The sequence below is a fragment of the Shimia sp. genome (assembly GCF_022448905.1).
Lineage (GTDB): Bacteria > Pseudomonadota > Alphaproteobacteria > Rhodobacterales > Rhodobacteraceae > Shimia.
In genome coordinates, this window is sequence record NZ_JAKVCW010000017.1 from 1 (window position 1) to 24707 (window position 24707).

Below are 24707 nucleotides of genomic sequence, written 5' to 3' on the forward strand. Positions count from 1 at the left end.
ACTCTCTCTTACTTTAGGCCCTCATTGGTTCCAAAAACTCTGACGACGGACAGTTAAGTCGTTGAAATAAAAATTTTGTTTCAAATTCTTGGGTTCGTTTGATCAGCTCAGCGTGACGATTAAGTGGGCGCACTACGTGTCTGAATTTTGCGTTGAGACCGTCACAAAGATTGGATGCGGTTTGCTTTCCTATCGGGTGAGATCGGCCATGGCTTTTGCGCGCGCTTAATCTGGAGAAATGTTCATAGGCGTGAGGACTTGCGCTGTTGATATTGACTCTGTTGTTGATTCAGGAAGCAGCCTATGGAAGGCAAGAAAGTGGTCGAACGCGGCGCGAATGTCGCGTTGCAGATCATGGTGGAGAACAAAACTGATCTTCTCCTTGGCGAGCAACTCTTTATTTTCTCGGTCCAGATCGTGGGCCACAAAAACACATGGTTTCAGTCTACAGTGCTCAAGGGTTTCCAGGATCGCCTTGTTTCCGCCTCCCATTGAGTAAACCGCCTGTAAAGCGGTCACATTCTCTACTCTTTTTGTGAGTTGGTTTGCCGTTGCTGAATGGACTCCACCACCACCTTGTAGCGAGATTATCCGCAGGTTTGGACAGAGATGTAGCAATGCCTCCTTAAATGCGATTTCACGATCCTCCTCTCCCAGGAAGCGCTCGTGGCTGCGGGTTGCCAATACAGCTCCGGACCTGTTCCCCAGAGTTTGGGAAATGAGATAGGCGGCTGTACGTCCGGCGCCTGCATTGTCCAAGCCCACGTAAGCCAATCTGTCGCCGCCGCCGAGATCCGTGACCAAAGTGACCACGGGAATCTTGGACGCGTGGAGTTTGCGCACCGCGGTCCGTATTGCGGGGGTGTCCTTGGCTTTCAGGCACACGCCTTGACTGCCCCGTTTGTGGATACGTTCAAGCGCAGCGACAACTTCTGCCTCTTGCATGATTTCCTGCAACAAAAAGCGCGGTCGACAGACTGCCAAAGTTATATGCGGCAATACCGCCTCCGCCGCGGATTTGACTTCGCGGCTGAAGCGCGCCGGGGCTTCGATCACAAAGTCAAAAAACATACGCCGCCCGCGTGCGGCAAGCTGCGCTTCTTGTGCCGCCAGCTCTTCGATTGCGGCGGTGACCCGTTGTTTGGTCTGGGCACTGACATTGGCGCGATTGTTCAAAACCCTGTCAACGGTTGCTGTGCCAAGGCCGGCTTGCCGTGCAATTTCTTTGATGGGAAAGCGATGTGTCATTGATGTGTTTTTGATGTGTTTTGGGCGGAAAATCAATCTTCACTCCCAGTAAGCTGAGGGCAAATAGGGAGGAAACTGCATGGCGAACAGGGCTGATTTAATCGGGTACTACGATCCCCAACACTGCGACGTGAGAGACTTTGAAGCGTGTCTGGACCAGGTAACACGTCCGGAAAACGTGCCGCTGGCAATGGCAATCGAAAAGAACATTCCCGTCTATGACAGCGGTAAGCTTCTGTCCGCCTTAGAAGGCGGGGGCCGCCGAACGGTGATGACCGAATGGGCGCAGGTATTGCAAAGCGGGGCCGGCATTGTCGTGCTGAAAGGGGCGTACCGTGACACCTGCGTGTTGGATCAGGCCACTGAAATTTACGGCCGAATTATTGAGCAGGAAAAGCAAAACGCGGGCGGAGGCGCGGATCACTTTGCGGCGTCCGGCGCCAATGATCGCATTTGGAATTCGCTTCAGAAGCTTTGCGAGGCCGCCCCTGGTGTTTTCATGCGCTACTTTGCCAATCCGGCGATTTCGGCTGTGTGTGAGGCTTGGCTGGGGCCAAATTATCAAATGACGGCCCAAGTCAATTTGGTGCATCCCGGTGGTGCGGCGCAGCAGGCGCATCGAGATTATCACCTAGGGTTTCAGACTGCGGATGTGAGCGCAGCTTATCCAGCGCATGTGCATGAGGTGTCACCGATTTTGACCCTTCAGGGCGCGGTCGCGCATTGTGACATGCCGTTGGAAAGCGGCCCAACCAAGCTGTTGCCGTTTTCGCAAACCTACAAGCCTGGCTATGCCGCCTGGCGGCGGGAGGATTTCCGAGCGGTGTTTGAGGCGCGTTGCGTGCAATTACCCCTCTCCAAAGGGGACGCCGTCTTTTTTAATCCGGCACTGTTTCATGCCGCTGGCGCAAACAGCAGTTCCGATATCCATCGGTTTGTGAATCTGCTGCAAGTGTCTTCTGCCTTTGGGCAGGCTATGGAGACGGTTGACCGAGAGAAGATGTGCCGTTTGGTGTTTCCCCATGCCGTGCGGGCTTCCTCTGAAGGGACTTTGACGCAGGCTGAGCTCTCAGCAGCTATTGCCGCCACCGCAGAGGGCTACTCGTTCCCGACAAATCTGGACCGCGATCCTCCGTCAAATGGGTTGGCGCCAGAAACACAGGCTGCCTACTTTACGCGTGCCATTGAGGAGGGCTTGAGTGAGGACGAGTTCGGTGCCAGACTTGCAGAAATGAAGACTGTCAAACTGGCGACCTAAGCAAGTTGGTGTGCCTTATTTAGGAAAGAACGGGGCATCGTTAGTTTCACACGATGGCCCGTTTGTTTTTGGGGAGCCTGCTTAGAGTCAGGTGAGGTCGACCGGTTTGCCAGTTTTCAGGGACTGATCCGCCGCATCTGCCAGTAACTGCGCCTGCAAGCCGTCTTCAATGCTTGGCGCTGGCGGCGTGCTGTTTGCGGCGGCGTCAACAAAATGCGCCATCTCGGCACGATAGGCCGCTTCATACCGCTCCAAGAAGAAGTGTTGCACCGGCGCCCGTGCGAAGCCAGCCTCGGTCGCCATTTCGACCGTTGTTTCGTGCACGTTTTCGGCACGCAACATGCCGCGTGATCCGTGCACTTCGATCCGTTGGTCGTACCCATAGCTTGCGCGTCGCGAGTTGGTGATTTGACAGATTTTGCCGCTGGCTGTGGAGAGCGTGACTGCAGCGGTATCCACATCACCGGCTTTGCCGATTTCCGCATCCACAAGCGCAGACCCGATGGCGTAAACGCGAACGGGGTTCTCTCCCAACAGGAAACGGGCCATGTCCAAGTCGTGGATCATCATGTCGCGGAAAATGCCGCCGGAGCTTTTGATGTAGCTGACCGGGGGCGGGGAAGGGTCGCGAGATTGAATTGTGATGATCTCAGTGTCGCCAATCTGGCCTTGCTGCAGTCGCGCCTGCAAGTCAGCGAAGTTTGGGTCAAAACGCCTGTTGAAGGCCGTCAGGAACGGCACACCAGCGGTTTCAACAACAGCTTTGCAGTCGCGAATTCTGTCGGAAGACAGGTCCACAGGTTTCTCGCAAAAGATGGCTTTGCCCGCTATGGCGGCGGCGTGAATGAGGTCGTAGTGGGTGTCGGTTGGCGTACCAATGACAACTGCGTCGACATCCGCGCTGTTGATCAGCTCCATGGCATCCATGACCTTGGCGTTTGTCTGGTTGGCCAAGTCCCGAGCAGGCGCCGGGAAGGCGTCGGCCACCGCCGTGACAGTAGCGCCCTCAATCTGTGATATGGATCGGGCGTGCACCTGGCCGATCCGGCCGCACCCCAATAGTCCAATACGTGTCATCTATGCCCCCTTGAAGCTGCGCAAGACTTGGCGGGTTTTGGCCACCAATGGATCGTGGGTCTCTTTCAGAATCTGCACGCGATCAAAGCGCGTTGGGTCGGCGTTCACTGCCGCGCGCATCGCGTCGCCAAACGCCATGCGCAGTTCTGTTCCTATATTGAATTTGCAAATCTTGGAGTCACGCGCCAAGGCTTGCCTTTGTGCCACGGGCACACCGGAGCCGCCATGGATTACCAAGGGCACGTCGGTCAAAGCTTCAATGGCGTTGATGCGGTCAACGTCCAGCCCGCCTTCTTTGTCTTGTTGCAGATGCACATTCCCGACGGAGATCGCCATAGCGTCAACGCCAGTGTCCCGCGCAAATTGTGCAGCTTCTTCAGGATCGGTACCGGCTGAGCCTTCGCCGCCTGAGTAGCCGACAAAGCCGATTTCCCCTTCGCACGACACGCCCGCCGCATGCGCCATTTCGGCAATCACGGCAGTGTCGTGGATGTTTTGCGTCAAAGGTGTGCGCGAGCCATCAAACATCACCGAAGTGAAGCCGCTTTCGATGGCGATGCGGCACTCGTCTGCCGTGTAGCCGTGATCGAGATGCGCGACGACGGGCACGGAGGCGTTTTCCGCGAGATGCGTGAACATTTTTCCCAGCACAGGAAGCGGTGTGTGCTCCCGACAAGAGGGACCGGCCTGCAAAATCACCGGCACGTTTTCCGCTTCTGCCGCTGCCACATAAGCGCGCATGTCTTCCCAGCCAAGCGTGACCAATCCGGCCACGGCATAACCGTCCTTCAGCGCCGGCTGAAGGACATCTTTTAATGTCACCAGGGTCATTTGAACTTCGCAACCATATCCATAATGCCGGGGATCGTGTGCAGCTGTTCCTCATGGGTTGGCTGGAAATACTGCTTCAGGCTGCGTTGGCTCAACCCGCCGAGGATGGTGAAGTAATACATCTGATAGCCGGGCAGCACGGCGCAGGGGTGATAGCCTTTGTCGAGCATGATCGTTGAGCCATCCATGATGTGATACGCGTCGCCTGGCTTGTTATCTTCGCGCTGCAGCATTTGAACGCCAGAGCCGTAGTTCGGCTTGAAACGGAAGTTGTAGGTTTCGTCGTGGCGGGTTTCGATCATCTCGCCGTCTGCGCCCTTACGGTCCGTGTCATGCTTGTGAGATGGGAAACCGGACCAGCCGCCTTCGCCGACCGTGAAGAGTTCACTGACCAGAAGACGGCCCACTTTGTCATGGTGGTTGGCGCCGAGGATGTGTTTGATCTTGCGATGGGTTTTGGTGTCGTCGGAGCCGTATTGCACCAGATCAAGCTCCGGCACGCGCACGTCAAACGGCTCGAGAACTTTGTCGTATTTGGCACCCGCAATGAAGGTTTCGGTGGTGTCGGTTTTGCAGGTGATGCGCACGGTCGCACCAACCGGCACATAGACCCCTTCAGGATCGCCGTCCCAGACGTCTTCTGTTCGGTTGCCCAGGTCAGGATAGACTGCGCCCTCTACATCGACATCCACGGTGCCGGTGGCCGGTACCACACAGGTTTCGTAGCCGGGCACAGCGTATTCAAACACTTCACCACGTTTGAGTTTCACGATGTTGAAGTAGTTCAGCGGCACCAGGTCATGGTTCGCATCAACGATGGGTTTGTTCTGGTTGTCATGGGGCGCAATGTGCATTGGGCTCTCCTTTCAAAGAGTTGGTCCGGAGTGCGAGGACAAAAAGGCCTCAAGCTCGGTGGTTGTGGGCATGGCGTTGGCGCAGCCGGGCTGGGACACCACAATGGAGGCGCAGGCGGAGCCGCGCAGGACGGCGTCGCGGAGGCTGTGGCCTGTGGCGATTGAGGCAAGGAGGCCAGCCATAAAGCTGTCTCCGGCGCCGTTGGGCTTGACGGCGGTGACGGGGTAGATGCCGGTGCGGATTTCTTCACCAGCACTCAGCGTGATGGCGCCTTCATGGCCCATTTTGTAGATCACCAGCTTGCCGCTGGCGGCCAATTCCCGCGCCTTATCGAGGCCTTTTCCGATGCCACCCGCCATGAAGCCGAATTCTTCATCGTTGCCAACAATCAGGTCGCTGGCGTCGCCCGCGCGCGATAGCACGTCAGCGGCCACTTCTGCAGATGGCCAGCTGTATGGGCGGTAGTCGATGTCAAATATCACCGGCAGACCGGCGGCCTTCGCATTGTCAAAAGCGCGAAAGGTTGCGGACCGCGATGGTTCGGCGGCAAAGACCGTTCCCGCGGTTATGAGCGCGGTGAATGCGCGGTAGTCAACCGCGTCCATATCCTCGTCTGAGACTTGAAAATCCGCCGCACCGTTGCGGTAGATCACGTTCTGGAAGTCTTCGATGCAGCTTTCGTAGACCGCCAGTGACGTCCGGGCTTCTCCACCGACAGAACGGACGTAGCGCGTGCCGACGCCGTAGTCCTGTAGGCGGTTGAAGCAAAACCGGCCTACTGCGTCGTCAGACACTGAGGTGACAAGGGACGCCTCCGATCCAAGCTTCACCAGACCGGCGCAGATATTGGCGGAGGATCCGCCCAGGTCCGCGCGGAAGGTGGTGGCATCCTCGCTTTTAACTCCAATGGGGTCGGCAAACATGTCCATGCCTGCGCGCCCAAACACCGCAAAGCGATTGCCCTTGATGGCGTCAATCAAAGTCATCACACACCCCGACGCTGTTTGACGCGGCTGGCTTCCCACGCAATATGCGCTTCGCGCACAGAGTCATCTTCGGTGATGTGAGGGGTGCCTACCTCCCACCAAGCATGACCTTCTGTGGTCCAGCCTTCGTAGGGGTCTACGTCCATGACAATGACATAGGTCTTGTCGCTGGCCTTAGCCCGTTTGAAGGCTTCCGCCAACTCTGCCGGGTTCGCCACTTTCTCGGCTGTTGCCCCCATCGAGGCCGCGTGCGCGGTGAAGTCGACGCCAAAGGCCTCTGGAATTGTCGGGCAGTCCTCCAGCAGATTGTTGAAGCTTTCGTTGCCGGTGTTGTTTTGCAGCTTGTTGATCACGGCAAAACCACCGTTATCCAACACAAGCACGATCATTTTTTTCTGGCTCAGCACAGAAGAATAGATGTCTGAGTTGAGCATCATGTAGGAGCCGTCCCCACAGAAGGTGATGGTGTCTTGATCCGGTTCCCGTTCTGCCTGGGCGATCCGGGCACCCCAGGCCCCCGCGATTTCATAGCCCATGCAGGAGAATCCAAACTCGACGTCCACCGTGCCAATATCCAGCGTGCGCCAGTTGGCGGTGACCTCAGCGGGCAAACCACCCGCGGCCGCCACAACACGATCTCGCGCATCGCAAAGCTCATTCACAACACCAATCGCTTGTGCATAGGAATTGGGGCGGTTGCCGTAGGACACGTTGTCAGCCACGTAAGCGTCCCACTTTTTGCGCTCTTCCTGGGCGAAAGTGACCCATTGTGTGGGCGTTTTCATTTCGAGTTCGCTGTCCAGCGCTGTCAGAGCCAGTTTGGCGTCACCTACCACGGGTAGGGACATGTGCTTGCCGGCGTCATGGCGAGCGGCGTTGATCGAAATGAACTGTGCGTCTTGATCAAAGGCAGTCCAGCTGCCGGTGGTGAAGTCTTGCAATCGGGTGCCAACCGCAAGGATCACGTCTGCTTTTTCGGCAATCGCATTTGCGCTGTCTGAACCGGTGACGCCAATCGGGCCGATGTTCAGCGGGTGGGTAGCGAGCATGTTGGCGCGACCGGCGATGGTCTCAACCACGGGAATGCTGCGTTTTTCTGCAAAGGCGGTGAGTTCAGTGGCCGCCTGTGAGTATTGAACACCGCCGCCTGCAATGATCATTGGGCGCTTTGCTGTTGCAAGCATTGCCGCTGCATCGGCAATTTCCGCCGCATCTGGAGATTGACGGCGGATGCGGTGGACCTTCTTGGCAAAGAACTTTTCGGGGTAGTCGTAAGTCCATCCTTGCACATCCTGCGGCAATCCAAGGAAGGCAGGGCCGCAATCGGCGGGGTCCAACATGGTTGCAAGGGCGTTTGGCAGGGATTGGATCACCTGAGCTGGGTGGGAAATCCGATCCCAGTAGCGCACGATGGGTTTGAAAGCATCGTTCACGCCAAAAGTTGGATCGTTGTAGTTTTCCATCTGCTGCAGCACCGGGTCCGGTAGACGTGTGAGGAAAGTATCCCCGCAGAGCAGCAACATGGGCAGGCGGTTTGCGTGTGCCAATCCGGCGGCTGTCAGCAGGTTGGCCGTGCCAGGACCCGCCGAGGCCGTGCAGAACATGAAGCGTTGGCGCAGCCATTGCTTGGCGTATCCCGCGGCCGCGAATCCCATGCTTTGCTCGTTCTGTCCGCGGTACAGAGGCAGCTCTTCACGCACGCCGTTCAGGGCTTCGCCCAAGCAGGTCACATTGCCATGGCCAAAGATGCCGAATCCGCCGCCACAGACGCGCATTTCCTTCCCGTCGATTTCTATGAACTGATTGGAAAGCCAACGAATAATTGCCTGCGCTGTGGTGAGGCGGATAGTGGTGTTTTCTGTCGTCATCTTTGCGCGACCCTTCTGGAGCATTTGGCGGAATCTGAGGGTTCCGAACGAATGCGGCTTGCGAGTTTTCGAATCTCAAGATACAAGTTTTGCAACCGGTTGCAAATTGAATTTCAAAAAGGAGGCTGCGCGGTGACTGAGATCGGGATCGGCATTTGTGGCGGCGGCTATATGGGCAAGGCCCATGCGGTTGCGATGGCCTCTGTGGGGGCGGTGTTCAACACTGCGCTGCGTCCGCGTCTGGAAATGGTCTGCGCGTCGTCTCCCGAGAGCGCGCAGCGGTATCAAAAAGCTTACGGATTTGCGCGATCTACTGGAGACTGGCGCGCATTGGTGGCTGATCCGAAGGTCGAGGCCGTGGTTATTGCCTCACCGCAGGAGACGCATCGTGAGATTGCTGAGGCTGCTTTTGCATTGGGTAAGCCTGTGCTTTGCGAGAAACCATTGGGTGCGTCGATGGAAGATGGCGCGGCGATGGTTGCTGCAGCGGAGACTGCTGGCGCGGCCAATATGGTTGGCTTCAACTACGTGCGCACGCCTGCAACCCAGTTTGCGCGCGATTTGATCGCCCAAGGTGAAATTGGGGATGTGACTTGGTTTCGCGGTGAGCACACCGAGGATTTCTATGCTGACCCGGACATACCGGCCAGTTGGCGCACGCAGGGTATGGCCAATGGCACGATGGGCGACTTGGCGCCGCATATGGTCAACTGCGCGCTGGCGTTGATGGGGCCGATTTCCAAGGTTCTGGGTGAGGTGGAGACCGTTCATGCGGAGCGGCCCGGTGGCGCTGTGACCAACGATGACCATGCGCAAATGATGTGCCGGTTTGAGAGCGGCGCCATGGGGCATATGTATTTCTCGCGCATCGCGACCGGGCGCAAGATGGGCTATGCCTATGAAATATCGGGCACAAAGGGCGCAATTCGCTTTGATCAGGAGGATCAAAATGCGCTTTGGCTCTATCGTATGGAGGGTGCGGAGGCGACGCGAGGGTTTGTGAAAATCCTGACCGGTCCTGCGCATCCCGATTACGAGCCGTTCTGCCAGGGGCAAGGGCACGGAACGGGTTATCAAGATCAGATCATCATCGAATCGCGGGATTTCCTGCGGGCGATCGAAACAGGGGAGGCGGTGTTCCCGACCTTCCGAGACGGACATGAGGTGAATCGTGTCATTGCGGCTGCGTTGGCCAGTCATGATGCGAAAACCTGGAAACATATCAACAGCTTCTGACTTTGGAGTGAGCGAAATGAGCATTCGGATTGGCAATGCACCCTGTTCCTGGGGCGTGGAGTTTGCGGAGGACGACCGCAATCCAACCTGGCAAACCGTTTTGAAACAGTGTGCCGAGGCGGGCTACAAGGGGATTGAGCTTGGGCCTGTGGGCTTCATGCCGGAGGACCCGGCGGTGCTGGGAGAGGCTTTGGCCGAGCATGATTTGGAGCTGATCGGCGGGGTTGTGTTCCGCGCCTATCACGATCCGGACGCATGGGACGATGTGCTGGATGCCACCCACCGCACGGCCAAGGCGCTTCAGGCGCATGGGGCGCAACATCTTGTTTTAATTGATTCAATCTCTCCGCGTCGAGCGCCAACCGCTGGGCGTGTGGGGGAGGCTGAACAGATGGATAAGGCCGAGTGGACCGCCTATCGGGATCGTATTGCTGAGACCGCGCGGATCGGGAGCGAAGAGTATGGGTTGACCGTTGGTATTCATGCGCACGCTGCTGGGTTCATGGACTTTGAGCCGGAGCTGGAGCGTTTGCTGAATGAGGTTGACGAAAGCATCTTGAAGATCTGCTTTGACACCGGACACCACAGCTACGCAGGCTTTGATCCCGTGGCCTTCATGAAGAAACACATTGGCCGCATTTCCTATATGCACTTCAAAGACATAGATCCGAAGGTGAAGGCCGAGGTGATCGCCAATCGCACCGGATTCTATGATGCCTGTGGTCAGGGGATCTTCTGTAATCTCGGTGACGGAGATGTCGATTTCCCAGCCGTGCGTCAGGTGCTTTTGGATGCCGGATTTGAAGGCTGGTGCACGGTGGAGCAGGACTGCGACCCACTTCTGGACCCGGATCCTGTGGGCGATGCGCGCAAGAACCGTGAGTATCTGGAATCCATCGGATTCAGCTAAATCTGGACGTCGGTATGACGTCTGTATCACGACTGTATTGCGGAGGTGCCAAATTCTGGCACCTCAGGTGACATCATGAGGAGGAGACAAGCTCATGACAAAGCTGAAATGGGGCATGATTGGCGGCGGCGAAGGCAGCCAGATTGGGCCAGCTCACAGATTGGGGGCGCTTGCGGATGGGCGGTTTGAATTTGCTGCCGGCGCGTTGGATCATCGCCCGGATGTGGGTAAGGAGTATGCGCAGCGTCTCGGTGTGGCCGAAGATCGGGCGTATGGTGATTGGCAGGAGATGCTTGCCGGCGAGCGGGGCCGTGATGACCGGATCGATCTGGTCACGGTGGCCACGCCCAACTCGACGCACTTTGAGATCACCAAGGCGTTTCTTGAGAGCGGTTTCAATGTGCTTTGCGAAAAGCCAATGACCATGACCGTCGAGGAAGGCGAAGAAATCGTGAAGGTCGCTGAGAAGAGCGGCAAGATCTGCGCAGTGAACTACTGCTACTCGGCGTATCCAATGGTGCGTCAGGCGCGAGCGATGGTTCGGGCGGGTGAGATTGGCAAAGTGCGTTTGGTGGTCACAAACTTCAGCCATGGGCATCACGGCGACGCCACAGATGCGGATAACCCGCGTGTGCGTTGGCGCTATGATCCGGCGATGGCCGGGGTGTCCGGGCAGTTTGCGGACTGTGGCATCCATGCGATGCATATGGCCGGGTTCATTGCCGATGATGAGGTCGAAAGCCTGTCAGCCGACTTTGCCTCCACCATTGCCAGCCGTGAGTTGGAAGATGACGCGATGGTCAATTTCCGTATGAGCGGCGGCACGGTTGGGCGGCTCTGGACATCTTCGGTGGCGATTGGCCGGCAGCACGGCTTTGATATTCAGGTGTTTGGCGAGACCGGCGGTCTGCGCTGGGCTTCAGAGCAGCCAAACCAGTTGATCTACACGCCCGTTGGCGGGCGCACGCAGATCATTGAAAAAGGTGAGGGCGGTCTGCACGAAGATGCGCAGCGTTTGAGCCGTGTGGCGATTGCGCATCCCGAAGGCTTCCCTCTGGCGGTGGCCAATATCTACTGTGATTTGGCGGATGCCATTTCCGGCGAGCTGCGTGATGGATTGCCAAATGCCGCGGACGGCGTGCGGTCCATGGCGGCGGTCTACACGGCGGTGGCCTCTGCGAAAGATGGCGGTGCCTGGATCGATGCCCGTCCACCTATGTTCCGCTGACGGAGAGCTGAGGCTGCGCCAAGTGGTGTGGCCTCAGACCTCTGCCTTCAAGGTGCCGCGCTCCACGATAGAGCATGGGAAAATCCGGGTTTCCGGATAGCGCTCCGGGTCGTCCAGCATCGCCACCATCAGCTCTATTGAGCTCGTTACAATCTGGCGGATTGGTTGGTGAATGGTGGTCAGGTCGATGTTTTCCCATCGTGACATTTCCATGTCGTTGAGGCCGATAAGGCCAATGTCGTCCGGGCAGGCCAGGCCGCTGTCATCAATGGCGGACAGTGCGCCAATGGACAGAACGTCGTCGCCGCAGAAGTAGGCTTGTGCAGGGCTGTTTTTTAGCAGCCTGAGCATTTCGCGACGTCCGGCATCAAAGGAGTAGGCGTCTGCAAAGGAGTAACTGGCCTTGATGCCCGGATTGGCTGACATCTCTGACATAAAGCCTGTGTAGCGATCCTGGGTCGAGGTGGCGCCTTCCGGGCCGCCCATGAAGCCCAGATGCGTGTAGCCGCGCTCAATAAGTTCGCGAGCAGCCATGCGGCCACATTCAACGTTGTCAATTCCCACGACGTGCACCTGCGGCGCTGATGAGGCCCGTCCAAAAGAATGCACCACAGGAACGCCTGCATCGCGAAAGGCTTTGGCAAATCCCGGGGGGAGCGTGGAGGAGGCGACCACCACGCCGTCTACAGAATATTGGCGTAACATACGGACCGAGTTCTCGGGGTCGGTCTCGTCAGTGAGGTTCACCAGCAAGGGGCGCAGTCCACGGTCCTGTAGTCCGCGGGTGAACAGGTCAAAGACTTCCAGAAAGATCGGGTTGTGAAAGTTGTTGGACACAAGGCCGATCAATTTGGTGCGCCCGGTTGTGAGGGAAGAAGCCAGGGCGTTGGGGCTATAGCCCAGCTCTTTGGCGGCCTTTTCGACTTTGCGCCGCATCTTGTCGGAAACAGAAGCGCCGTCGGTGAAGGTGCGCGATACGGCTGACCGTGAAACGCCTGCGCGTTCTGCAACCTCTTTCAAAGTGACGGCCATTTTTTGTCGGTCCTTAGTTCGTTATGACGGCTTGTTTACAAGGTTTTTTTAATAAGTGCAGCATGAAACAGCGCCTGCAATTTTGCAACCGGTTGCAAAATGGGTTGGAGTGTGGTTTAAATTGAGTCGGAGAGGCGGGAACAGCCGCCCACGTGCCATGAAGACGTGATTTTGGGAGGAAAACATGACGTCAATTACAAAGAAGCTGGCTCTGGCCGCTGCCGTGGTGGCAGCACCGTTTGCCGTGGCAACTTCGGCAGTGGCCGAAGGTGAGAAATATGTTCTGGTCAGCCACGCACCGGACAGCGACAGCTGGTGGAACACAATCAAAAACGGCATCGCGCTTGCGGGCGATCAGATGGGTGTTGAGGTTGAATACCGCAACCCGCCAACCGGTGACCTCGCCGACATGGCGCGTATCATTGAGCAGGCCGCGGCCTCCGGTCCAAACGGCATCATCACCACTCTGTCTGATTACGATGTCCTGTCCGGTCCAATCAAAGCGGCAGTGGACAGTGGCGTTGACGTGATCATCATGAACTCCGGCACGCCAGATCAGGCGCGCGAAGTTGGTGCGCTGATGTATGTGGGTCAGCCAGAGTATGACGCAGGCTATGCAGCGGGTGTACGCGCCAAAGGTGACGGCGTGGGCAGCTTCCTCTGCGTGAACCACTACATTTCTTCGCCATCTTCGACCGAGCGCTGTCAGGGCTTTGCCGATGGTCTGGGCGTGGATCTGGGTGACCAGATGATCGACAGTGGCCAAGACCCGGCAGAGATCAAAAACCGTGTTCTGGCGTATCTGAATGCCAACCCGGAAACCGACGCCATTCTGACGCTTGGCCCAACATCCGCAGATCCAACCCTGTTGGCGCTGGATGAAAACGGCATGGCTGGTGACATCTACTTTGGCACCTTTGACCTCGGTGAAGAGATCGTGAAAGGCATTAAGGCCGGCGTGATCAACTGGGGCATCGACCAGCAGCCATTCCTGCAGGCCTACCTGCCGGTTGTGGTGCTCACCAACTACCACCGCTACGGCGTTCTGCCAGGCAACAACATCAACTCCGGCCCTGGTTTTGTGACCGCAGACGGCCTGGAGAAAGTTGAAGAGTTCGCGGGCGAATACCGCTAAGCGTCACTCACTTCGCGCGGGGCGCTTGCATTGGCGCCCCTCGCACACTGTACTCCAAATCCTACAATTCAGACCAAACGGGAGATGTCGCATGACAAGCGCGACGCAGCCCACGGCCAACACCGACGAACGCGTCAAGGAAATTTCCAGTTTCCGCAATGCGTTGATCCGCCCAGAACTGGGTGGGATTGTCGGCACCGTCGCCGTGTTCACTTTTTTCCTTCTCTTCGCTTTTGACAGCGGGATGTTCAACAGCCAGGGCATCATGAACTGGAGCCAGATCTCGGCGCAATTCATGATCATCGCCGTTGGGGCCTGTCTGTTGATGATCGCAGGGGAGTTTGATCTCTCGGTTGGCTCGATGATCGGTTTCGCGGGGATGCTGATTGCGATTTTCAGTGTGACGCTCGGCTGGCCGGTTTGGATGGCGATTATTGTCACTTTCGTGATTGCCGTGTCCATCGGTGCGTTAAACGGGTTCATCGTGGTGCGCACCGGGCTGCCAAGCTTTATCGTGACCTTGGCGTTCCTGTTTATCCTGCGCGGCTTTGCGATCTACCTGCCGCAGACCATCGAGCGCAAAACCATCATTGGCGGCGTAAGCGACGTTGCTGAGGGGGATTGGTTGGCGGCCGTGTTTGGCGGCAAGATCTTCACCGGCTTTTTCCAGTGGATGGGCGACAACGGCATCATTGCGGTGTTTGAGCGCGGCACCCGTAAAGGGCAGCCCGTGGTCGAAGGCCTGCCAATGCTGATCGTTTGGGCCATTGGTCTGGTGATTGTCGGGCACATCATTTTGACCAAAACCAAGTTCGGTAACTGGATCTATGCGGCTGGTGGCGACGCTGAGGCGGCGCGGAACTCTGGTGTGCCGGTGAACAAGGTGAAAATCCTGATGTTCATGTTCACCGCCTTCTGCGCGACTGTGTTTGCTGTGTGTCAGGTTATGGAGTTCGGCTCTGCCGGTGCAGACCGCGGCTTGCTCAAGGAGTTTGAAGCTATCATCGCGGTGGTTATTGGGGGAGCGTTGCTGACCGGTGGCTACGGATCGGTGATTGGGGCCGCGCTTGGCGCGTTGATCTTCGGCGTGGTGCAGCAAGGTCTGTTCTTTGCCGGTGTGGAAAGCTCTCTGTTCCGCGTTTTCCTTGGCGTGATCCTGCTGGGGGCAGTAATCCTGAACACCTACATCCGTCGCATCATCACAGGGGAGCGCTGATATGAACCCTGAACATGCTCCCATCATTCAAATGAAAAACATCGAGAAACACTTTGGTCGCGTGATCGCATTGGCGGGTGTTTCGGTCGATATCTTTCCCGGCGAGTGTCATTGTTTGCTTGGCGACAACGGCGCGGGGAAGTCGACTTTCATCAAAACCATGTCCGGTGTGCATAAGCCGACCAAAGGAGAGATCCTATTTGAAGGTCAGCAGATGCATTTTGCCGACCCGCGTGATGCGATTTCTGCCGGGATTGCGACGGTGCACCAGCACCTGGCCATGATCCCTTTGATGTCGGTGAGCCGGAACTTCTTCATGGGCAATGAGCCGGTGAAGAAGATCGGCCCAATGAACTTCTTCGATCACGATTACGCCAATAAGGTCACGATGGACGAGATGCGCAAAATGGGCATCAACCTTCGCGGGCCGGATCAGGCGGTTGGTACTTTGTCAGGCGGTGAGCGGCAGACAGTCGCGATCGCGCGCGCGGTTCACTTCGGGGCAAAGGTCTTGATCTTGGACGAACCAACCTCCGCATTGGGTGTGAGGCAAACGGCGAACGTTCTGGCGACCATCGACAAGGTGCGCAAGCAGGGCGTGGCTGTGGTGTTTATCACCCACAACGTCCGCCACGCGCTGGCGGTTGGAGATCGCTTTACGGTGCTTAATCGCGGTCAAACCCTAGGCACGTCGCAACGCGGGCAGATCACCCCGGATGAGCTGCAGGATATGATGGCCGGCGGCCAGGAACTGGTTGCGCTGGAAGACAGTCTCGGCGGCACCGTTTAGAAGATCGAAGCCAACTGGTGTTGCGCTCTATATCAATGCAAAGTCCCCTCCCGTGGTTTCGGGGTGGGGCATTAGCTGCGCCCTGCAGGCCCGCAGCTTTCTCTCACAACCAAATCGCCGTGAAGCCGCTCATTGGTTTTCTCCGTGCTTTGCCCCTCTAACCCATCCAAAAGCACCGCCATGGCGCGCTCGCCAATCTTGTTGCGTGGTTGGCGGATCGTGGTCAGAGCCGGGGTGATGTTGCTGGCAAAGGGAATGTCGTCAAAGCCTATCACGGAAAAATCGCCGGGCACGTCAAACCCACGCAGGCGCAGGGCCGCGATCACGCCAATGGCGGTGTTGTCATTGAAGCAGAAAAAGGCCGTCGGCAGTGTATCCTTGATGAAAAGGCGCTCCACAGCCGCACGCCCGCCTTCGCTGCTGCCATCCCCCTCGACGCGCCAATCGGCCAGTTCTTCGGCGCATTCTGCCAGGCCTTTGCGATAGCCTTCGTGACGCAAATCGGACAGCACATCGCCGGTGCCGCCGCCGACAAACACGATGCGGCGATGGCCAAGTGACACCAGATATTCGGTTGCCATTTTGGAGGCGGCCACGTCGTCCACCCCGACAAAATCGGTCTCGGTGGTCTCCAGAGGGCGGCCCACAGCCACAAGCGGGGGCAGTTGCGTAACCGGATCTTGTGGCGCGCCAGCCACGGGCAGGTGCCCGGTCAGAAGAACAAGCCCATCTGCCACACCCGTTGCCAGAAAGCGCATGTGGTTTTCTTCCAGTGAAATTGCGCCTTCGGTGTTGCCGATCAACACGCCGTAGCCGCGCGCGTGTGCCTCTTTCTCCAGTCCAATCAGCACGCCCGGAAAGTTGGGGTCCGCAATGGAGGGCGTCAGCACCATGACCATCTTGGAGCGTTTCATGCGCAGGTTCTGCGCCATCACATTGGCGGTGTAGCCGGTGCGCGCGATGGCATTGGTCACTTTCTTGCGCGTGCTCTCCGCCACCTTTTCCGGGTTTCGAATCGCGCGGCTGACCGTGGCAATGGAGACGCCGGCCAGCTTGGCGACGTCCTCAATTGTGGCAGATTTCTTGGGTGGCAATGACACGTTTGGCGCGCCTGTTGGTTTGGTGTTTTTGTTTATGCGCACGAGGCGGTTAGGAGCCTTATAGCCGCAATGCGGCATTGTGAAAAGGTTTACAGCGCTCTATGTAAAGGTTTACATGATTGATGAAAACGTTTACATAAATCAATCAACGCCTCCGCAGTGAGGCGAAAATTCAGGGAGGAGACGACGTGCCGGATGGCCAGTCTATAGGTGTGCCGATTTTGTCGGCGGACGGGATCAGCAAGTCATTTGGCTCGGTCCCGGTTCTGTTCAGCGTGAGCATGGATATTCGCGCCGGGGAGGTGCACGCGCTCATCGGAGAGAATGGCGCGGGAAAGTCGACGTTTATGAAAATCCTTTCCGGGTTCTTGCAGCCCACGTCCGGCCATATCCGGTTGGATGGTGTGGACACCGAGTTGCCCGGCAACGGTCAATCCGAAGAGCTGGGGATTGTTTTGATCCACCAAGAGCTCAATCTCGCCGAGCAGATGACCGTTGAGGAAAACATTTTCCTTGGGCGGGAAATCATGAACAGGGGGGTGCTGGATCGGGCCACAATGCGCGCCATGGTGCGCGGCTATCTGGATGACATCGGCCTCGACATTTCGCCCGAAGACCGGATTTCCGATCTCTCGATTGCGCAAAAGCAGATGGTGGAGATTGTTAAAGCCATCAGCCGTGACGCACGTGTTCTGATCATGGACGAACCAACGGCGGTTTTGACCGAAGCGGAAACGGAGCTGTTCTTCGCACAGGTGCGCCGCTTGAAAGCGCGCGGCACGGCGATTGTCTTTGTTTCCCATAAGCTGGCCGAAGTCAGCGCGATTTCCGATCAAGTTACCGTGCTAAGGGACGGGCAGTGGATCGGCACCCATGCGGCGAAAGACGTGACGCCGGACACGATGGCGCAGATGATGGTGGGGCGCGAGTTGAGCGACCTGTACCCGCCGATGAACGAAGTGGATGTGGATGCAGATCGCGTGCTGGACGTGCGCGATCTGGTGGCGCCCGGCGTACACAACGTCAGCTTTGACCTGAGGAAAGGGGAAATCCTTGGGTTCTCAGGGCTGATTGGCGCCGGGCGTACAGCGGTTTTTGAGGCCATCTGCGGCCTGACACCGCGCGAGGGCGGAAGTGTCGCCTTTGATGGCGCGCCTGCAAACTTCACTTCTGTGGCGGCGGCACGCGATGCGGGGATTGTGTATCTGACCAAAGACCGCAAAGAGAAAGGTCTGCTGCTTGGGCAGAAGATGCTCCCGAACCTTTCGCTTTTTGCTTTGCCGAAGTTTGTCAAAGGCTTGAGCGTGGACCGCAAGGCTGAGGACGCCGCGCTGGAGCGTGCTATTCGGCGCTTTGATATTCGGGCGCGGGACCCCAATGTGAACGTGGGCGACCTGTCTGGCGGCAACCAGCAAAAGCTTCTGCTCGCCAAAGTCATGGAGTGTGATCCGCGTATCCTGATCATCGACGAGCCGACGCGCGGCATCGACGTGGGCACCAAACAGCAGATCTATCACTTTATCGCCGCCATCGCCGCCGAAGGCGTGTCTGTGGTCGTGGTATCCTCTGAAATGCCGGAGATCATTGGCCTGTGTCACCGCGTGGTGGTGATGCGCGAAGGCGAAATCACTGGGGTCGTGACCGGCGACCGCATCAACGAAACAGAAATCGTGCGCTACGCCGCAGGACTTAAGCGGGAGCAACAGCAATGACCGAGACAACCATGAGTACAGCCAAACCTTCGATGCTGCGCGGCTTTGACCTCAAGACGGCAGGACCCGCGATTGCGCTCCTGATCCTCTGTGTGATCGGCTTTCTGCTCAACCCGGCCTTCCTGAGTGAAGGCAATATCACCAACCTGCTGACCCGTTCGGCCTTCATTGGCATCATTGCGGTGGGCGCGACTTTTGTGATCACCGCTGGCGGCATTGACCTGTCGGTTGGGTCCATGGCCGCAGTGATCGCGGGCGTGATGATCATTGTGATGAACAGCGCGGTGGACACGTTTGGCACCGGCGTCACAACTGTTCTGATTGGCTGTGGATGTTCGGTGATCCTTGGGCTTGGGGCGGGTCTTGTGAACGGGCTTTTGACCACCAAAGGCAAGATCGAAGCCTTCATCGTGACGCTTGGCACCATGGGTATTTACCGCTCGCTGGTGACCTATTTCGCTGACGGCGGAACCCTGTCGCTCAACTATGACATTCGCGGCGTGTATCGCCCGGTCTACTACGACAGTTTCTTTGGTCTGCCGATCCCGGTGTGGGTGTTTATCGTTGTCTCCATTGCAGGTTGGTTCCTGATGAACCGCACCGCTTTCGGGCGCTACTGCACCGCGATTGGCTCCAACGAGAGCGTGGCAAAATACTCCGCCATCAAGGTGGATCGGGTGAAAACACTGACCTATGTGATCCAGGGTCTCTGCGTGTCGCTCGCTACCATCATTTACGTGCCGCGTCTCGGCTCCGCGTCGTCTTCAACCGGCGTTTTGTGGGAACTGGAAGCCATCGCTGCGGTGATCATTGGGGGTACGGTGCTCAAGGGCGGCTATGGCCGGATTGGCGGCACTATTTTGGGCGCGCTGATCCTGACCACCATCGGCAATATTCTGAACTTCACGGACATGATCTCCAACTATCTGAACGGGACCATGCAGGGCCTCATCATCATCGTGGCCGTCTGGCTGCAACGCGGAGATTGGGGCCGCAACACGTCGGCAGACTAGGCGCTGACACACCACACGAAGAATTTCTCGCAGAGCTTTGTGCGAAAGAACCGGGCGTCACCGGAGAGGAGAGGTGCGTCCAAATCACAGGGAAGTCAAAGGACTTTTAGGGAGGAAAACATGAAGACCTTTACCAAAATTGGCGCATTGGCCACGGCGGCCACAATCGCCCTTACCGGCTGGGCAAGTGCTGAGACCATCAAGATCGGTGTGAGCTACCCAACCCCAACCCATGCATGGGCCGCTGGTATGAACTGGCACGCGGAAAAGGCCGAAGAGCGGCTGGAAGCGCTCTATCCGGATGTGGACTTGATCCTGGTGAACTCGCCAGATCCATCCGCGCAGGCCAGCGCGTTGGAAGACCTCGTGTCCGTGCACCAAATCGACGCGCTTGTGGTGCTGCCGTTTGAATCCGAGCCACTCACCGATCCGGTTCTGAACGTCAAGAAGTCCGGCGCGCTGATCACCGTTGTGGACCGTGGCCTGAGCCAGCCGGGCATTGAGGACATCTATGTGGCGGGCAACAACCCGGAACTGGGTCGCGTGTCAGCTGAGTACATGAAAACCCGCCTGAAGGATGGCGATAACATTGTGGTTCTGCGCGGTATTCCGACGCTGATCGACAACGAGCGCTTTGACGCCTTCATGGCCGAAATCGAAGGCTCCGGCATCAACGTTCTGGATCACAAGCACGCCAACTGGAACCGTGACGACGGTTTTGAAGTGATGCAGGACTTCCTGTCTCGCTTCCCGGATATTGACGCGGTTTGGGCGCAGGATGATGACATCGCAATTGGTGTTGTTGCCGCGCTGAAACAGGCCGGCCGTGATGGCGATGGCATGTTTGTTGTTGGCGGTGCCGGCATGAAAGAGACCATCAAAGGCATCATGGATGGCAACGAGCTGGTGCCAGTCGACGTGCTCTATCCGCCAGCGATGATTGCCACCGCGATGGATGTGACCGTGTCTGCGTTCAAATCCAATGGCCCTGTGGCTGGGCGCTACATCCTGGGTGCGACGCTGATCACACCTGAGAACGCGGCGAGCTTCTACTTCCCGGATTCGCCGTTCTAAAGCGCCATTCGGGTACCCGAGAAGAGGCCCTTTCTCCCAAGGGGCCTCTTCTTCAAACAGGAGAAAAATCATGCAGACAATCAAAGGTCCCGCATTGTTTCTGGCGCAGCTCGCCGGCGACGAGGCCCCCTTCAATTCCTGGGACAGCATCACCAAATGGGCCGCTGATTGTGGTTATAAGGGCGTGCAGGTGCCGAGCTGGGACGGGCGTCTATTTGATCTCGCCCGTGCGGCCAGCTCGCAGAGTTATTGCGAAGAACTGGTCGGCGTGGCGCGCGAGAACGGCGTTGAAATCACAGAGCTTTCCACCCACTTGCAAGGACAATTGGTGGCGGTGCATCCCGCCTACGATGAAGCGTTTGATGGCTTTGCTGCGCCGGAAGTGCGCGGCAATCCAAAGGCGCGGCAAGCTTGGGCTGTGGAACAGATGAAGCTGGCGGTTACGGCGAGCTATAACCTTGGCATCACATCTCACGTGACCTTTTCCGGCGCGTTGGCGTGGCCCTACATCTATCCCTGGCCACAACGCCCGCCGGGGCTGATCGACACGGCTTTTGACGAGTTGGCCAAACGCTGGCGGCCCATTCTGGATCATGCGGATCAGATGGGTGTCGACATTTGTTACGAAATCCATCCGGGCGAAGACCTGCATGACGGGGTGACATTTGAGATGTTCCTTGACCGCGTCGACAACCATGCGCGTTGCAACATGCTCTATGACCCGAGCCACTTTGTGCTGCAGTGTCTGGATTACGTCGGTCACATCGATGACTACGCTGACCGGATCAAGATGTTTCACGTCAAAGATGCCGAGTTCAATCCAACCACCAAACAGGGCGTCTATGGCGGCTATCAAAGCTGGGTTGATCGCGCAGGGCGGTTCCGTAGCCTTGGTGATGGTCAAGTCGATTTTGGCAAGGTCTTCAGCAAGATGGCGGCCAAAAACTTTGATGGTTGGGCCGTGGTGGAATGGGAATGCTGCCTGAAGCATCCGGAAGACGGCGCCCGCGAAGGCGCGGCCTTTGTGCGCGATCATATCATTCGCGTGACCGAAACTGCCTTTGACGACTTTGCCGATGGTGGCACCGATGAAGAGGCCAACAAACGCATGCTGGGGATTTCATGATGAGTGAGTTTGAGAGACCAATCCGGTTAGGCATGGTCGGCGGCGGCAATGATGCCTTTATTGGCGCGGTGCACAGGATCGCAGCGCGCATTGATGGGCAATTTGACCTGGTTGCGGGTGCGTTATCGTCTACGCCGGAAAAGGCGCAAGCCTCCGGGCAGGCGCTGGGCTTGTCGCCGGACCGGACCTATGACGATTTCAAAGCTATGGCGATCCGCGAGGCGCGGTTGAAGGATGGCATCGAAGCCGTGGCAATTGTCACACCAAACCATGTGCACATGGCTGCGGCGCGGGAGTTTCTAAAACGCGGTATCCATGTGATCTGCGATAAGCCGCTGACCTCGACTTTGGCGGATGCGCGCAAGATGGCGCAAGCGGTGGAGAAATCGGACGCGCTGTTTGTTTTGACCCACAACTACACAGGTTACCCGCTGATCCGGCAGGCGCGGGATATGATCGCCAACGGCGATCTGGGGGACATCCGTGTGGTGCAGGTGGAGTACCCGCAGGACTGGCTGACCGAGCCGCAGCCGGAGGGCAACAAACAGGCCAGTTGGCGCACGGACCCTGCGCGCTCCGGCGCTGGCGGGTCCACAGGGGACATTGGCACCCATGCCTTTAACCTTGCCTGCTTTGTAACCGGCCTGACGCCGGAAAGTCTCTGCGCTGACCTTCAGAGCTTTGTCGATGGGCGGCAGGTGGATGACAACGCCCATGTGATGCTGCGCTTTGCCGAAGGCGCGCGGGGGATGTTGTGGTGTTCGCAAGTTGCTCCGGGCAATGAAAATGCACTGCGATTGCGAGTTTATGGCTCAAAAGGTGGCATCGAGTGGGAGCAAGAAACACCCAATGTGATGCGCTATACGCCTTTTGGTGAACCGACACGTCTCCTGACACGGGCTGGTGCCGGCGCAGCTGGACAGCCGGATTATCTCACCCGCACGCCCAGCGGACATCCCGAAGGGTATTTGGAAGGCTTTGCCAATATCTACCTCGAAACAGCGGCTTGCATTCGGCTAATGCAGGCGGGACAGCAGGGGAGCCCTCTCACTGTTTTGCCGGGGCTAGAGGAAGGCTTGCAAGGGATGGCGTTCATTGATGCTTGCGTACGCAGCTCGGGGCGGAACTCTGCGTGGGTTTCTCTAGTCTAGGAATGTTTGTTTGTTGGCGGGCGTCGCGGACAGTTTGAGCGCGGCGCAAAATAAGACTCTGGCGCCAGCTATGTCAGTTTCGTGGTGCTTGAAATGTGATGGTTTTGGCACTGTTGTGGCAGCTTCAAAAGTCGGTCTGTGGCCAATTGATACCTGTGTTTGACGCGTCAATTGCTTACCCCCAAAGAGGTCCGCTTGAGTGTGGAGGAATCTGGCAGGCCTTTTTTTAAATGCTCAATCGTCCGGCAAAATGCTGTCGCAATACCAGCTGCAGGCGTCACATTTTTATGCGCGTGTCAGAAAAAGAGCTCAAAAATTATGCACCTAGCGCGGGGGGAGGGCGTTTTGCCTCGGCGAGTTTGCCAACCAAGCAGCAATAAAGAAACGCTCTAGCCACCATCCGTCGACGCTGTGTCGTGAAATCGGAGGGTGTGTGACGACCGACGAATTGGACCTCGACACGGCCGCCACACGGTTTGCAACACGAAGTTGCGGGGATCAGGTAATGGCAGCGGGCACATGAGTGCAAGCGCTTCCGTGGCCGCCCCGCCAGGAGAAAAGAATGACCTTTCTGAAATCCACGCTCGCCGGATCTCTGGTTTTTGCGTCTCTCGCCGGCGCTGTCATGGCCGACGAAGACACCATCAAAGTGGGTGTTTTGCACTCGCTGTCCGGTACCATGGCAATTTCTGAAACCACGCTGAAAGACACCATGCTGATGCTGATTGACCAACAGAACGCCAAAGGCGGTCTGCTTGGCAAGCAGCTGGAAGCGGTTGTCGTGGACCCGGCGTCCGACTGGCCTCTGTTTGCCGAAAAAGCCCGTGAGCTGCTGACCGTGCACGAGGTCGACGTTATCTTCGGCAACTGGACATCGGTGTCCCGTAAATCGGTGCTGCCAGTGATCGAAGAGCTGAACGGTCTGCTGTTCTACCCGGTTCAGTACGAAGGCGAAGAAAGCTCCAAAAACGTGTTCTACACCGGTGCGGCGCCAAACCAGCAGGCGATCCCGGCAACCGACTACTTCCTGGACGAATTGGGCGTTGAGAAATTCGCCTTGCTCGGCACCGACTATGTGTACCCACGTACCACCAACAATATTCTCGAGTCTTACCTGAAGGGCAAAGGCATCGCGGATGACGATATCTTTGTGAACTACACCCCATTTGGCCACTCTGACTGGTCCAAGATCGTGGCGGACGTTGTTGCACTGGGCGCAGACGGCAAAAAAGTTGGCGTGATCTCCACCATCAACGGTGACGCAAACATCGGCTTCTACAAAGAGCTGGCCGCGGCGGGCATTTCTGCGGATGACATTCCTGTGGTGGCCTTCTCCGTGGGTGAAGAAGAACTGGCCGGTCTGGACACGTCCAATCTCGTGGGTCACCTGGCCGCATGGAACTACTTTCAGTCTGCCGATGCCGACGTGAACGCAGAGTTTGTGGAAACCTGGAAGGCGACCATGGGCGAAGAGCGTGTGACCAACGACCCGATGGAAGCGCACTACATCGGCTTCAACATGTGGCTGAACGCAGCGACAGAGGCAGGCTCCACTGACGTGGACGCGGTGCGTTCCAAAATGTACGGCCAGGAATTCCCGAACCTGACCGGTGGTACCGCCGTGATGCTGCCAAACCACCATCTGGCGAAGCCGGTTCTGATTGGCGAAATTCAGGAAGACGGTCAGTTTGACATCATTTCCCAGACTTCCGAAGTGCCGGGCGATGCTTGGACAGACTTCCTGCCAGAATCCGCTGTGCTGATGTCGGATTGGAAAGAGCTGGACTGCGGTATGTACAACACCGAGACCAAAACCTGCGTTCAGACGCTGTCCAACTACTAAGTTGAGACCTACTGGGGC

General features: G+C 57.4%; 21 protein-coding genes. 13 read left to right on the top strand and 8 right to left on the bottom strand.

The genetic code is table 11. The features are described 5' to 3' along the window. Positions 1-225 precede the first annotated feature (225 nt). A complete protein-coding gene (locus MK208_RS17800) occupies positions 226-1248 on the bottom strand; it encodes a LacI family DNA-binding transcriptional regulator (RefSeq protein ID WP_294118827.1) in 1023 nt (340 codons plus the stop codon). Positions 1249-1327: 79 nt separating this feature from the next. Between MK208_RS17800 and MK208_RS17805 the strand changes: the two genes are divergently transcribed. Further along, positions 1328-2506 carry a phytanoyl-CoA dioxygenase family protein gene (locus MK208_RS17805; RefSeq protein ID WP_294118828.1) on the top strand — a complete coding sequence of 393 codons (1179 nt, stop codon included), beginning with the start codon at positions 1328-1330 and terminating at the stop codon, positions 2504-2506. A gap of 87 nt (positions 2507-2593) precedes the next feature. Here MK208_RS17805 and iolG read toward each other — a convergent pair whose 3' ends face one another. From iolG to iolD, 5 genes are read right to left on the bottom strand one after another with little or no spacing between them, the layout of a single operon-like run. Continuing rightward, entirely contained in the window at positions 2594-3583 is a 990-nt protein-coding gene (iolG, locus tag MK208_RS17810; protein ID WP_294118829.1) for an inositol 2-dehydrogenase, read from the bottom strand. Continuing rightward, positions 3584-4414, bottom strand: coding sequence for a class II fructose-bisphosphate aldolase (locus tag MK208_RS17815; RefSeq protein ID WP_294118830.1), 831 nt, complete (start codon positions 4412-4414; stop codon positions 3584-3586). Next, complete coding sequence (locus MK208_RS17820; RefSeq protein ID WP_294118831.1) at positions 4411-5268, bottom strand: 5-deoxy-glucuronate isomerase; 858 nt, start codon at positions 5266-5268, stop codon at positions 4411-4413. Before MK208_RS17820 ends, MK208_RS17815 begins: the two co-directional genes overlap by 4 nt. A gap of 12 nt (positions 5269-5280) precedes the next feature. Beyond that, a complete protein-coding gene (locus tag MK208_RS17825) occupies positions 5281-6255 on the bottom strand; it encodes a PfkB family carbohydrate kinase (RefSeq protein ID WP_294118832.1) in 975 nt (324 codons plus the stop codon). Beyond that, positions 6255-8123 carry a 3D-(3,5/4)-trihydroxycyclohexane-1,2-dione acylhydrolase (decyclizing) gene (iolD, locus tag MK208_RS17830; protein WP_294118833.1) on the bottom strand — a complete coding sequence of 623 codons (1869 nt, stop codon included), beginning with the start codon at positions 8121-8123 and terminating at the stop codon, positions 6255-6257. The genes MK208_RS17825 and iolD overlap by 1 nt, the downstream gene beginning before the upstream one ends. A 132-nt stretch (positions 8124-8255) precedes the next feature. Here iolD and MK208_RS17835 point away from each other — a divergent pair, with 132 nt between their 5' ends. From MK208_RS17835 to MK208_RS17845, 3 genes are all read left to right on the top strand, one after another. Continuing rightward, positions 8256-9359, top strand: coding sequence for a Gfo/Idh/MocA family oxidoreductase (locus MK208_RS17835; protein ID WP_294118834.1), 1104 nt, complete (start codon positions 8256-8258; stop codon positions 9357-9359). Between the two features lie 16 nt (positions 9360-9375). After that, positions 9376-10269: a TIM barrel protein gene (locus MK208_RS17840; protein WP_294118836.1), complete on the top strand. Its 894-nt coding sequence runs from the start codon at positions 9376-9378 to the stop codon at positions 10267-10269. Between the two features lie 94 nt (positions 10270-10363). Further along, positions 10364-11497, top strand: coding sequence for a Gfo/Idh/MocA family oxidoreductase (locus MK208_RS17845; protein ID WP_294118838.1), 1134 nt, complete (start codon positions 10364-10366; stop codon positions 11495-11497). A 33-nt stretch (positions 11498-11530) separates the two neighbouring features. Here MK208_RS17845 and MK208_RS17850 read toward each other — a convergent pair whose 3' ends face one another. After that, complete coding sequence (locus MK208_RS17850; protein WP_294118839.1) at positions 11531-12529, bottom strand: LacI family DNA-binding transcriptional regulator; 999 nt, start codon at positions 12527-12529, stop codon at positions 11531-11533. Positions 12530-12713: 184 nt separating this feature from the next. On the opposite strand from MK208_RS17850, the gene MK208_RS17855 reads away from it, so the two are divergent. From MK208_RS17855 to MK208_RS17865, 3 genes are all read left to right on the top strand, one after another. Further along, positions 12714-13664 (top strand): sugar ABC transporter substrate-binding protein, encoded by a 951-nt coding sequence (locus tag MK208_RS17855; protein ID WP_294118840.1) that lies wholly within the window; start codon positions 12714-12716, stop codon positions 13662-13664. A gap of 91 nt (positions 13665-13755) precedes the next feature. Beyond that, on the top strand, positions 13756-14880 hold the full coding sequence (locus MK208_RS17860; protein WP_294118841.1) for an ABC transporter permease: 1125 nt from the start codon (positions 13756-13758) through the stop codon (positions 14878-14880). Between the two features lies 1 nt (position 14881). After that, on the top strand, positions 14882-15670 hold the full coding sequence (locus tag MK208_RS17865) for an ATP-binding cassette domain-containing protein (RefSeq protein WP_294118842.1): 789 nt from the start codon (positions 14882-14884) through the stop codon (positions 15668-15670). Between the two features lie 71 nt (positions 15671-15741). Here the strand turns inward: MK208_RS17865 and MK208_RS17870 are convergent, their stop codons facing one another. Continuing rightward, positions 15742-16770, bottom strand: coding sequence for a LacI family DNA-binding transcriptional regulator (locus tag MK208_RS17870; RefSeq protein ID WP_294118843.1), 1029 nt, complete (start codon positions 16768-16770; stop codon positions 15742-15744). 206 nt (positions 16771-16976) lie between these two features. Between MK208_RS17870 and MK208_RS17875 the strand changes: the two genes are divergently transcribed. The 6 genes from MK208_RS17875 to urtA all read left to right on the top strand — a co-directional run bounded on the left by MK208_RS17875 (position 16977) and on the right by urtA (position 24689). After that, the gene (locus MK208_RS17875) at positions 16977-18482 is read left to right on the top strand and encodes a sugar ABC transporter ATP-binding protein (RefSeq protein WP_294118912.1); all 1506 of its coding nucleotides are present in this window, start codon (positions 16977-16979) and stop codon (positions 18480-18482) included. 32 nt (positions 18483-18514) lie between these two features. Further along, positions 18515-19495: an ABC transporter permease gene (locus tag MK208_RS17880; RefSeq protein WP_294118913.1), complete on the top strand. Its 981-nt coding sequence runs from the start codon at positions 18515-18517 to the stop codon at positions 19493-19495. Positions 19496-19615: 120 nt separating this feature from the next. Further along, positions 19616-20569, top strand: coding sequence for a substrate-binding domain-containing protein (locus MK208_RS17885; protein WP_294118845.1), 954 nt, complete (start codon positions 19616-19618; stop codon positions 20567-20569). Positions 20570-20639: 70 nt separating this feature from the next. Continuing rightward, on the top strand, positions 20640-21695 hold the full coding sequence (locus MK208_RS17890; RefSeq protein ID WP_294118846.1) for a sugar phosphate isomerase/epimerase family protein: 1056 nt from the start codon (positions 20640-20642) through the stop codon (positions 21693-21695). After that, positions 21695-22846 (top strand): Gfo/Idh/MocA family oxidoreductase, encoded by a 1152-nt coding sequence (locus MK208_RS17895; protein WP_294118847.1) that lies wholly within the window; start codon positions 21695-21697, stop codon positions 22844-22846. Before MK208_RS17890 ends, MK208_RS17895 begins: the two co-directional genes overlap by 1 nt. Positions 22847-23408: 562 nt before the next feature. Next, positions 23409-24689 carry an urea ABC transporter substrate-binding protein gene (urtA, locus tag MK208_RS17900; protein ID WP_294118849.1) on the top strand — a complete coding sequence of 427 codons (1281 nt, stop codon included), beginning with the start codon at positions 23409-23411 and terminating at the stop codon, positions 24687-24689. Positions 24690-24707: the final 18 nt, after the last annotated feature.